This window comes from Kitasatospora sp. NPDC059803 (genome assembly GCF_042732255.1).
Taxonomy (GTDB): Bacteria; Actinomycetota; Actinomycetes; order Streptomycetales; family Streptomycetaceae; genus Kitasatospora.
The window spans coordinates 12105-23164 of sequence record NZ_JBHWIJ010000058.1 but is presented as its reverse complement, the minus strand read 5'-3'; the positions used below and the strand labels follow the sequence as shown (position 1 = coordinate 23164).

Annotated in this window: 9 protein-coding genes; 3 read left to right on the top strand and 6 right to left on the bottom strand. The window is 71.9% G+C overall.

Going from position 1 to position 11060, the window contains the following annotated elements; genetic code table 11:
- Nucleotides 1-123 precede the first annotated feature (123 nt).
- The 4 genes from ACFV6I_RS12810 to ACFV6I_RS12795 all read right to left on the bottom strand — a co-directional run bounded on the left by ACFV6I_RS12810 (nucleotide 124) and on the right by ACFV6I_RS12795 (nucleotide 3737).
- A complete protein-coding gene (locus ACFV6I_RS12810) occupies nucleotides 124-1149 on the bottom strand; it encodes a rod shape-determining protein (RefSeq protein WP_031076009.1) in 1026 nt (341 codons plus the stop codon).
- Between the two features lie 320 nt (nucleotides 1150-1469).
- The gene (gene ndk, locus ACFV6I_RS12805; RefSeq protein ID WP_063347562.1) at nucleotides 1470-1883 is read right to left on the bottom strand and encodes a nucleoside-diphosphate kinase; all 414 of its coding nucleotides are present in this window, start codon (nucleotides 1881-1883) and stop codon (nucleotides 1470-1472) included.
- A 110-nt stretch (nucleotides 1884-1993) separates the two neighbouring features.
- A complete protein-coding gene (locus ACFV6I_RS12800) occupies nucleotides 1994-2344 on the bottom strand; it encodes a DUF4233 domain-containing protein (protein WP_063347563.1) in 351 nt (116 codons plus the stop codon).
- 1 nt (nucleotide 2345) lies between these two features.
- The gene (locus ACFV6I_RS12795; RefSeq protein ID WP_363369878.1) at nucleotides 2346-3737 is read right to left on the bottom strand and encodes a folylpolyglutamate synthase/dihydrofolate synthase family protein; all 1392 of its coding nucleotides are present in this window, start codon (nucleotides 3735-3737) and stop codon (nucleotides 2346-2348) included.
- A 174-nt stretch (nucleotides 3738-3911) separates the two neighbouring features.
- On the opposite strand from ACFV6I_RS12795, the gene ACFV6I_RS12790 reads away from it, so the two are divergent.
- From ACFV6I_RS12790 to ACFV6I_RS12780, 3 genes are all read left to right on the top strand, one after another.
- Nucleotides 3912-5345, top strand: coding sequence for a glycosyltransferase (locus ACFV6I_RS12790; protein ID WP_380424995.1), 1434 nt, complete (start codon nucleotides 3912-3914; stop codon nucleotides 5343-5345).
- Nucleotides 5346-5424: 79 nt separating this feature from the next.
- Nucleotides 5425-6624, top strand: a complete 1200-nt coding sequence (gene wecB / locus ACFV6I_RS12785) for a non-hydrolyzing UDP-N-acetylglucosamine 2-epimerase (protein ID WP_380424998.1) — start codon at nucleotides 5425-5427, stop codon at nucleotides 6622-6624.
- A 169-nt stretch (nucleotides 6625-6793) separates the two neighbouring features.
- A complete protein-coding gene (locus ACFV6I_RS12780; protein WP_380424992.1) occupies nucleotides 6794-8332 on the top strand; it encodes a chitinase in 1539 nt (512 codons plus the stop codon).
- Nucleotides 8333-8353: 21 nt separating this feature from the next.
- Here the strand turns inward: ACFV6I_RS12780 and ACFV6I_RS12775 are convergent, their stop codons facing one another.
- Nucleotides 8354-8875: a hypothetical protein gene (locus tag ACFV6I_RS12775; RefSeq protein WP_159398426.1), complete on the bottom strand. Its 522-nt coding sequence runs from the start codon at nucleotides 8873-8875 to the stop codon at nucleotides 8354-8356.
- A 316-nt stretch (nucleotides 8876-9191) separates the two neighbouring features.
- Nucleotides 9192-11060, bottom strand: a 1869-nt coding sequence (locus tag ACFV6I_RS12770) for a valine--tRNA ligase (protein ID WP_380424990.1), incomplete at its 5' end; no start/stop codon positions are given.

The window sequence follows — 11060 nt, the reverse complement described above, 5'->3', positions numbered from 1 at the left end:
GGCGGGCCCTCGCGGGGGCCCCCCGCGGGGCTGCGCGCGGGCCGCGCGCGGGGGCGCGCCGCGCGCGGGGGGGGGGCCCCCCCCCCCCGCCCGTTCAGTTGAGTGTCGGATGTCTCGGTGGTGCTAACGGCGCGGGGAGGCGTCCAGTACCTGCTGGAGCGCCTCGAACTCCTCGACGCACTTGCCGGAGCCGAGCGCGACCGAGTCGAGCGGGTTCTCGGCGATGTGGATCGGCATGCCGGTCTCGCGGCGCAGCCGCTCGTCGAGGCCGCGCAGCAGGGCGCCGCCGCCGGTGAGCACGATGCCGCGGTCCATCACGTCGCCGGCCAGCTCGGGCGGGCACTGGTCGAGGGTGGTCTTCACGGCGTCGATGATCGAGTTGACCGGCTCGTCGATGGCCTCGCGGACCTCGGCGGCGGAGATGACCACGGTCTTGGGCAGGCCGCTGACCAGGTCGCGGCCGCGGATCTCGGCGTGCTCGTCCTTCTCGCCCTCCAGGCCGAAGGCGCTGCCGATGCTCATCTTGATCTGCTCGGCGCTGCGCTCGCCGAGGAGCAGCGAGTACTCCTTCTTGATGTGCTGGACGATCGCATTGTCCAGCTCGTCGCCGGCGACCCGGATGGACTGGGCGGTGACGATGCCACCGAGGGAGATGACCGCGACCTCGGTGGTGCCGCCGCCGATGTCGACGACCATGTTGCCGGTGGCCTCGTGGACGGGCAGCCCGGCGCCGATGGCGGCGGCCATCGGCTCCTCGATGATGTGCACCTGGCGGGCGCCGGCCTGCGAGGAGGCCTCGATCACGGCGCGGCGCTCGACTCCGGTGATGCCGGAGGGCACGCAGACCACGACCCGGGGGCGGGCGAGGTAGCGGCGGCGGTGGATCTTGAGGATGAAGTAGCGGAGCATCCGCTCGGTGATCTCGAAGTCGGCGATCACGCCGTCCTTGAGCGGGCGGATGGCGACGATGTTGCCCGGCGTCCGGCCGATCATCTTCTTCGCCTCGGCACCGACCGCCAGGATGCCGCCGGTGTTGGTGTTCACCGCGACGACGGACGGCTCGTTGAGGACGATCCCCTTGCCCCTGACGTACACCAGCGTGTTGGCAGTTCCAAGGTCGATCGCCAAGTCGCGGCCGATGAACGACAGGTTGCTCGCCATGGGGTGTGGTTGCCTTCCCGGGCTCGGAGTTCATAGGGGGGTTGGACGAGAGCGCGCCCACGCTCGGGCGGAGCCAGCTGAGCTGCCTTACCGGGCCCTTGAGTCGCGTCCATCGTAGTCACGCGGCGCGGCACGGACGTCGATGCGGGGCATACCGTCCATTGTCCGGAGCGTGTTCGCTTCTCCGGGCATTGGGACGCCGTGTCGGCACCTCTGGTTGCTTATTTCACGATAAAAGTGCCCCGGCCGGGCCAATGGTCCCGACCGGGGCAGTGCCAAGGTCCCTCGGGCGTGTCGCCCGGCTGGACTCAGGCGTGCGCCGGGAAGAAGATCTTGATCTCGCGCTCGGCCGACTCCGGGGAGTCCGAGGCGTGGATCAGGTTCTCGCGGGTGATCGTCGCGTAGTCGCCGCGGATGGTGCCGGCCCCGGCCTCCAGCGGGTTGGTCGCACCGGCCAGCATCCGGATGCCGCGGACGACCTCCTCGCCCTCGACGATCAGGGCGATCGACGGACCGGAGGTCATGAACTCCAGCAGCGGCTCGTAGAACGGGCGGCCGACGTGCTCCGCGTAGTGCTGCTCCAGCGTCGCCCGGTCGAAGGTGCGCAGCTCGACGGCGGTGAGCCGCCAGCCGGCCTTGCGCTCGATGCGGCTGATGATCTCGCCGGCCAGGCCACGCTGGACGGCGTCGGGCTTGAGCAGGACGAGAGTGCGCTGGGACACGGTGCGTCTCCTGGGGATTCGGTACGGCAAGGCAGTCGGGCCGACGGGCGGGAGCCGACACGGCAGAGATTACCTTGCGTGTGCGGCGTGTCGGCCCGCCGGTCCGGGCCCTAGACCGGTACGGCAGCCGCCTCGGCGGCGGCCCGGGCGGCCTTGAACTCGTCCACCTTGCGGCCGTAGTGCACCGAGCACCACCACAGGCCGGCGAAGACCACACCGAGGCCGAACATGGTCGGCAGGATGAAGCCGCTGGCGATCAGGCCGATCTGCAGCGCCCAGCCGACGGCCACCGCCCCAGGGCGGTTGATCATGCCGCAGAGCGCGATGCACAGCGCCATGACGATCCCGGTGACGATCCAGATCGTGGCCGTGGAGACGCTCGACAGCTGCATCGCGACCAGCGCGGCGAACATCGCCAGGAGAGCCTCGCCGATCAGGGTCGAGGAGCAGAGGGTCCTCATGTCACTTCCTCCCGAGCAGCAGGCGGGCCTCGCCCACCGTGATGACCGAACCGGTGACCAGCACCCCGGCGCCGCCGAGGTCGCCCTCCTCCTCGGCGAGGGTGACGGCGGCCGCGATGGCGTCGTCGAGCCGGGGCTCGACCTGGACGCGGTCCTCGCCGAAGATGTCGACGGCCAGCGCCGCCAACTCGTCGACGTCCATCGCGCGGTGGGTGGAGTTCTGGGTGATGACGACCTCGGCGAGGACCGGCTCGAAGGCCTCCAGCACGCCGGCCACGTCCTTGTCCCCGGAGGTGCCGATCACGCCGACGAGCCGGGTGAAGCCGAAGGACTCGCCGAGGGCGGCGACGGTGGCGCGGGCGCCGTGCGGGTTGTGCGCGGCGTCCAGGATGATCGTGGGGCTGCGGCGGACGACCTCCAGCCGGCCGGGCGAGGAGACGCCGGAGAAGGCCTGGCGGACCTTGTCCACGTCGAGCTGCCCGCCGCGGGCGCCGCCGACGCCGAAGAAGGCCTCGACCGCGGCCAGCGCCAGCACCGCGTTGTGCGCCTGGTGCTCGCCGTGCAGCGGGATGAAGACGTCCTCGTACTCCTCGCCGCCGAGCCCGCGCAGCGTCACCAGCTGGCCGCCGACGCCGAGCTCACGGCGGATCACGCCGAACTCCATGCCCTCGCGGGCCACCGTGGCGTCGACCTCGACGGCGCGCCGCAGGATGTTCTGGGCGGCGTCCAGCTGCTGCTGGGCGACGACGGCGACGGCACCGGACTTGATGATCCCGGACTTCTCGACCGCGATCTCGCCGGTGGTCTCGCCGAGCTTGTCGGTGTGGTCCAGCCCGATCGGGGTGATCACGGCGACGGCGGCGTCGATGACGTTGGTGGCGTCCCAGGAGCCGCCCATGCCGACCTCGACCACGGCGACGTCCACGGGGGCGTCGGCGAAGGCGGCGTAGGCCATGCCGGTCAGCACCTCGAAGAAGGACATCGGCACCGGCTGCGCCGCGTCGACCATCTGCACGTACGGCTCGATGTCGCGGTAGACCTCGACGAAGCGCTCGGGGGTGATCGGGGCGCCGTCCAGGGTGATCCGCTCGGTGACGCTCTCCACGTGCGGGCTGGTGTAGCGGCCCGTGCGCAGTTCGAAGGTGTTGAGCAGCTGCTCGATCATCCGGGCGGTGGAGGTCTTGCCGTTGGTCCCGGTGATGTGGATGGAGGGGAAGGACCGCTGGGGCTGGCCCAGGATGTCCATCAGCGCCTCGATCCGGTCGAGCGAGGGCTCCAGCTTGTTCTCCGGCCAGCGCTTGGAGAGCTCCACCTCGACATCGCGCAGGGTGTCGTCGGTGTCGCCGTCGGCGGGGCGGAGGGTGTACGGGTTCGGGTCGGCCTTGTCGCTCACGACCACAGTCTACGGAGGGTTGGCGGGCCGTCCTCACGGGGTGAGAACGACCACTTTGGTCGGAGTTTCCAATTTGCCCCCTTTACTATCTCTTTGGCGAATTTGAACCGCGACGAAGCATCGATTCGCACCCCCTGGAGCCGCGCCGCCTTTGATCACGAGGAGTACTACGCCATGCCCGACGCTCTGCACGACTGGATCGTGCTCCGCCAGGACGCCGTCGTCTGGTTCGCCGGACTGGTCTCACTGGCGCTCGTCGGCTACATGGCCTTCGTCTTCGGACGCTTCCTCCTGTACTGGGCCGGCTCCCGGCACGCCTTCCGGCACAACCGGCCCGCCGAACCCGGCGACCCGGCCGCCTTCCAGTGGCACCTGGTGATCCCCTGCCGCGACGAGGAGGCCGTGGTCACCCAGACCCTGGCCGGCCTGCGCGCCAGTGCGCCCGAGGCCCACCTGTGGGTGATCGACGACGACAGCGAGGACGCCACCCGCGACCTCGTCCTCGCCGCCGCGGCCCACGACGACCGCGTCCACCTCGTCCAGCGCCGCCGCCCGCACGCCCGGATCGGCAAGGGCGCCGCCCTCAACGCCGCCTACCGCGAGGTCACCGCCTGGCTGCCCGAGGACACCGACCGCTCCCGCGTGGTGATCGGCGTCGTCGACGCCGACGGACGGCTCGACCCCGGCACCCTCCCCCAGGTCTGCAACGGCAAGGCGCTCGGCCGCCCCGACACCGGCGCCGTCCAGATCGGCGTGCGGATGCGCAACGCCGACGACGAACTCCCGCTGCCCGGCCGCGGCCGGGCCGCCAACGCGTTCGCCCGCGCCCTGGTCCGGATGCAGGACGTCGAGTTCCAGGCCAACAACGCCGGCATGCAGCTGCTGCGCCGCCGCACCGGCAGCGTCGGCCTCGGCGGGAACGGCCAGTTCGTCCGCCTCACCGCCCTCGACTCGCTCACCGCCGAGGAGGGCCGGGCCGGCCGCCCCTGGCCCGAGCGCGCCCTGCTGGAGGACTACGAGTCCGGCCTCGACCTGCGCCTGGCCGGCTGGCGGCTCACCCACGTCACCGAGACCCAGGTCTCCCAGGAGGGCCTGATCTCGCTGCGCCGCTTCCTCACCCAGCGCACCCGCTGGGCCCAGGGCAACATGCAGTGCCTGCGCTACACCGGCCGGGTGCTGCGCTCCCCCTTCTACACCTGGTCCGGCAAGGCCGAGGTGCTGTACACCTTCCTGCAGCCCGTCGTCTGCGTGCTGCTGGTCCTGCTGTTCCCGCTCTCGCTCGGGATCACGGCGGCCGGGCTGGTGCTCTTCCCCGCCGAGACCGCCGACTTCCACGTCAGGTTCGGCCCGTGGATGCTGCTCGCCTTCGCGGTCGCCACCCTGCCGATGGTGTTCTGGGGCTTCGCCTACCGCCGACTCGTCCACCCCGACCGCGGCCGGCTCACCGGACTGCTCTGGGGCGTCCTGATCTGGCTCTACGCCTACCACCTCTTCGTGGTCGCCACCCGGGCCGCCGTCCGGATGCTGCTCGGCCGCAACGGCTGGGCCAAGACCCGGCGCAACGCCGAGAAGGTCGCCCTCGGCTCCCCCACCGCCCTTGAGTCCTGAGTCTCAGTCCTGAGCCCCGCGCTTGAGCCCCGCGCCCGAGCCCTGAGCTGCCCCACCCCCTCGGAGCCTCCCCATGAGCATGTGCCTTCCCCCCGCCAGCGTCGCCGTCGTCCTGGGCACCCGCCCCGAACTGGTCAAGCTCGCCCCGCTGATCCACGAACTCGGCGACGCCACCCGCCTGGTGCACACCGGCCAGCACTGGGACGAGGCGATGTCCGGCCGCTTCCTGCGCGACCTCGACCTGCCCCGCCCCGAGCTGCTCACCGGCGTCGGCGGGCGCCCCCGGGCCGGCCAGATCGCCCAGTCCCTCGGCCAGCTGGACGCCGCCTTCGCCGAGGACCGCCCCGCCGCCGTCGTCGTCCAGGGCGACACCAACGCCACCCTCGCCGGGGCGCTGGCCGCCAACGCCCGGGAGATCCCGCTGGTGCACGTCGAGGCCGGGCTGCGCAGCTTCGACCGGGCGATGCCCGAGGAGCACAACCGGGTGATGGTCGACCACGTCTCCGACCTGCTCTGCGCCGCCACCGGGGACAACGTCGCCAACCTGCGCGCCGAGGCCCTCGCCGAGGAGCGGATCGCGCTCACCGGCAACACCGTCGTCGAGGTGGTCCGCCGTCAGCTGCCGGCCGCGGCCGACCGCGCCGCGCTGCTCGCCGCGCACGGGCTGCGCCCGGACGGCTACGTGCTGGCCACCGTGCACCGCCCGGAGAACACCGACACCGCCGAGGCGCTGGGCGCCGTGCTGGCCGAACTGGACCGGATCGCCCGGGCGGGCACCCCGGTGCTGTTCCCGATGCACCCGCGCACCCGGGCCGCCGTCGAGCGCTTCGCACTGGACGCCCTGCTGGAGCGCCTGGCCGTCACCGGGCCGGTCGGGTACGCCGACTTCCTGGGTCTGGCGAGCCACGCCGCGCTGCTGGTCTCCGACTCCGGCGGCGTGCAGGAGGAGTGCACCGTACTCGGCCGCCCGCTGCTGGTGGTGCGCCGCTCCACCGAGCGTCCGGAGGCGGTGGCGGCGGGCTTCGCCGCGCTGGTGGGCCCCGACGAGGACCTGGGCGAGCTGGCCCGGGCCTGGCTGGCCGACACCCCCGAGCGGCTCGCCCGGCTCGCGGCCACCCCGAGCCCGTACGGCGACGGCCTGGCCTCGGCGCGGATCGCCGCGCTCACCGCCGCGGTCGCCGAGCCGGCCGAGCCCGGAGCAGCGGAGACCGGAGCAGCCGACGCCGGAGCATTCGGCACCGCAGCAGCCGACTCCACGGCACGGCCGTCGGCCGCCTAGCGCCCTCTTGACAGCCAGATTGGTCTACTCCACCTTGTGAGTCAAGTCTCCTTCCCCGACAGGGACTTGAGTTGTCGGTAGCTCCCGCACGCGCACCATCGACACCCCGGACGGCGCTCCACCCCCACCCCAGGCGCGCCGCCGGGCCTCCCCCACAGGAGATGGAGTCATGCCACCTGCCCGACACCGGCGCCCACGCGCCGCCCACACCCTGCTCGCCGGGGCCTGCGCCGTCGCCCTCGGCCTGAGCGGGCTCGCCCTCGCCACCGGCACCGGCGCCCAGGCCGCCGACCCCGACCTGATCACCAACGGCGGCTTCGAGACCGGCACGCTGTCCGGCTGGTCCTGTGGCAACGGCGCCGTCCAGAGCACGACCGCGCACTCCGGCCGCTACGCCCTGCAGTCCACCCCCGGCTCGGGCGACACCGGCGAGTGCACCCAGACCGTCGCCGTGCAGCCCTCCTCGACGTACACGCTGAGCTCCTGGGTCCAGGGCTCGTACGTCTACCTGGGTGCCCGCGGCACCGGCGGCACCGACCCCGGCACCTGGACGAACTCCACCGGCTGGGCCCAGCTGAGCACCGGCTTCACCACCGGCCCGGGCACCACCAGCGTCACCGTCTACCTGCACGGCTGGTACGGGCAGCCCGCCTTCCTCGCCGACGACGTCTCACTGATCGGCCCGGGCGGCCCGCAGCCCTCCCAGAGCCCGACCGCCACCACGTCCCCGAGCCCCACCGGCACCGGCAGCCCCTCCCCCACGGACACCGGCACCGGCAGCCCGACCGCCACCTCGACCGGCAAGCCGCCCGGCCTGCCCAAGCACATCCTGACCGGCTACTGGCAGAACTTCGACAACGGCGCCACCGTCCAGCGGATCAGCGACGTCCCGGCCGCCTACGACATCATCGCGGTCTCCTTCGCCGACGCCACCAGCACGCCGGGCGGGCTGGGCTTCACCCTGGACCCCGCCCTCTCCTCCCGCCTCGGCGGCTACACCGACGCCCAGTTCAAGGCCGACATCGCGGCCAAGCGGGCGGCCGGCAAGAAGGTGGTGCTCTCGGTCGGCGGGCAGAACGGCACGGTGTCGGTGAGCGACCCGACCTCGGCGGCCAACTTCGCCGACACCGCCCGGGCGCTGATGCAGGGCTACGGCTTCGACGGGATCGACATCGACCTGGAGAACGGCGTCAACGCCGTCTACCTGGGCCAGGCGCTGCACGCGCTGGCGGCGAAGAGCGGCAGCGGGTTCGTCCTCACCATGGCGCCGCAGACCATCGACATGCAGTCGACCGGCATGGAGTACTTCAAGCTGGCGCTGAACGTGAAGGACATCCTCACCATCGTCAACATGCAGTACTACAACTCCGGTGCGATGAACGGCTGCGACGGCAACGTCTACTCGCAGGGCACCGAGGACTTCCTCACCGGGCTGGCCTGCATCCAGCTCAAGGGCGGGCTGCGGCCCGACCAGGTGGGGCTCGGGGTGCCGGCCTCCACCAGCGCGGCGGGCGGCGGGTACGTCAGCCCGAGCGTGGTCGACAACGCGCTGGACTGCCTGGCCGCCGGCACCAACTGCGGCAGCTACAAGCCCGACACCACCTGGCCGGGCATCGGCGGGGCGATGACCTGGTCGACCAACTGGGACGCCAAGGCGGGCAACCCGGTCGCGGGCACCATCGGCGCGCACCTGCACGCCATGCCGTGACGCCCCTCCCCGGACCGGGGTTCAGACCCCGGCCCGGGCCTCCGGGACGTGGGCCGCGGGCCCGCCGTGCCGGCGGCGCAACTCGGCCGTGATCTCGGCCAGTTCGCCCTCGGGCAGCAGCGGCAGCATCATCGCGACGCCCTGGAGCAGACCGCCGAGCAGGAAGGTGGTGTCGGCGGTCGAGGCGACCAGGCCGCGCACCTCGGCCACCTCGCCGGCGGCCACCGCCTCGATCAGCCGGGCGGCGTCCGCACTCTCCTCGTCCACCGCGACCGCGCCGTTGTCGGCCGGGGCACGCCGGGCCATCGCCCGCAGCACCCGGTCGCCGACCTCGGGCGCGTACGCCTTGCGGACGGCCTCGGCGGCGATCCAGGCGAGCAGGGTGGTCACCTCGCGCTCGGCCCGCTCGGCGAGGAGCAGGTCCAGCTCGTGGTCGAAGGCGAGCTGGTTGCCATGACGGAACGCCAGCAGCAGGGTCGCCGCCCTGGCCTTGGCCTCCTCCACCGCCTCGGCAGGCAGTTCGCCGGCCAATTCCTCGGTCACCACCACGCCATGCCCTCCCGTCCGTCGGCTCAGCAGGAACGCTCAGCAGAAACACCCGTCAGAAACTCCGTGCACACCGTACACATCCGACCTGCAAACTTCCGCGAACCCGCGCGGGCAAGACCGGAATGAATTCGGAAGGAATAGGACCTCACCCGGTCCAGGATGAATATTCGCCGGAAGGGAGCAATGTTGATGGGCTATTAGGCGTAGCAAAAAGAACACCGCCGCCGCGCCCGGCCGAGCCGCCCGGAAACGCCGGAGGGGCCGCACCCCGCGCGTCGCGGAGTGCGGCCCCTCACGGACCGGTGCGGGCTCAGCCCTGCGGCAGCGCCGCGAGCTGGGCGGTGATCCGGGCGATGTCGGCCTCGGCGGCCTCCTGACGGCCCCGGATCTTGGCGACCACCTCGTCCGGCGCCTTGGCGAGGAACGCCTCGTTGCCGAGCTTGGCCGTGGTCTGCGCCTTCTCCTTCTCGGCGGCCGCGAGGTCCTTGGCGAGGCGCTTGCGCTCCGCCGCGACGTCGATGGTGCCGGAGAGGTCGAGCGCGACGGTGGCGCCGGCGACCGGGAGCGAGGCGGTGGCCGCGAAGCCCTCCTCGGGGACGGTCAGCCGCAGCAGCGAGCGGATCGCGTCCTCGTGGACGGCCAGCACGGTGCCGTCCAGCTCCAGCTTCGCCGGGACGCGCTGGCCCGGCTTGAGGCCCTGGTCCGAGCGGAACCGGCGGACCTCGGTGACCACCTGCTGCAGCGTGGCGATCTCGGCCTCGGCCTCGGCGTCGCGGTAACCGCTGTCCGTCGGCCAGTCGGCGATGACCAGCGACTCGGCGCCGGTGAGCGTGGTCCACAGGGTGTCGGTGACGAAGGGCACGATCGGGTGCAGCAGCCGCAGCGTGACGTCCAGGACCTCGCCGAGCACCCGGCGCGCGGCGTCGGCCTGCGGGCCGCCCTTGGCCAGGGTGGTCTTGGAGAGCTCGACGTACCAGTCGAAGACCTCGTCCCAGGCGAAGTGGTACAGCGCCTCGGACAGCTTGGAGAACTGGTAGTCCTCGTACAGCGCGTCCACCTCGGCGACGGTGCTGTTCAGGCGCGACAGGATCCAGCGGTCGGTCGCGGTCAGCTCCTCCGGCGCGGGCAGCGGGCCCTCGACGGTGGCGCCGTTCATCAGCGCGAAGCGGGTGGCGTTCCAGATCTTGTTGGCGAAGTTGCGGGCCGCCTGGACCCAGTCCTCGCCGATCGGCACGTCGACGCCCGGGTTGGCACCGCGCGCCAGCGTGAAGCGCAGCGCGTCCGAACCGTACTTGTCCATCCAGTCCAGCGGGTTGACCACGTTGCCGAAGGACTTCGACATCTTCTTGCCGTTCTGGTCACGGACCATGCCGTGCAGCGCGATGGTGTGGAACGGCGGGGTGCCGTCCATCGCGTAGAGACCGAACATCATCATCCGGGCGACCCAGAAGAACAGGATGTCGTAGCCGGTGACCAGGACGGAGTTCGGGTAGAACTTCGCCAGGCTCTCGGTCTGCTCCGGCCAGCCGAGCGTGGAGAACGGCCACAGCCCGGAGGAGAACCAGGTGTCCAGGACATCGTTGTCCTGGTGCCAGCCCTCGCCGGTGGGCGGCTGCTCGTCCGGACCGACGCAGACGACCTCGCCGTTCGGGCCGTACCAGACCGGGATGCGGTGGCCCCACCACAGCTGGCGCGAGATGCACCAGTCGTGCAGGTTGTCGACCCAGTCGAAGTAGCGCTTCTCCATCTCCTGCGGGTGGATCTTGACCTTGCCGTCGCGGACCGCGTCGCCGGCGGCCTTCGCGAGCGGGCCGACCTTGACCCACCACTGCATGGACAGCCGCGGCTCGATGGTGGTCTTGCAGCGCGAGCAGTGGCCGACCGAGTGGACGTACGGGCGCTTCTCGGCGACGATCCGGCCGTCGGCACGCAGTGCGGCGACGATCGCCGAGCGGGCCTCCAGCCGGTCCAGGCCGAGGAACGGGCCGTGCACGGTGATGACCGCGTGCTCGTCCATGACGGCGACCGAGGGCAGGCCGTGCCGCTGGCCGATCTCGAAGTCGTTCGGGTCGTGCGCGGGCGTCACCTTGACGGCGCCGGTGCCGAACTCCGGGTCGACGTGGGCGTAGGCGGCCACCCGGATCCCTCGGGCCGGGCACCGCACCCACATATCCGGGCC

Coding starts and splice junctions, on each gene's coding strand:
- ACFV6I_RS12780 (WP_380424992.1), top strand. CDS start 6,794: ATGCCACCTGCCCGACACCGGCGCCCACGCGCCGCCCACACCCTGCTC.
- wecB (WP_380424998.1), top strand. CDS start 5,425: ATGTGCCTTCCCCCCGCCAGCGTCGCCGTCGTCCTGGGCACCCGCCCC.
- ACFV6I_RS12800 (WP_063347563.1), bottom strand. CDS start 2,344: ATGAGGACCCTCTGCTCCTCGACCCTGATCGGCGAGGCTCTCCTGGCG.
- ACFV6I_RS12790 (WP_380424995.1), top strand. CDS start 3,912: ATGCCCGACGCTCTGCACGACTGGATCGTGCTCCGCCAGGACGCCGTC.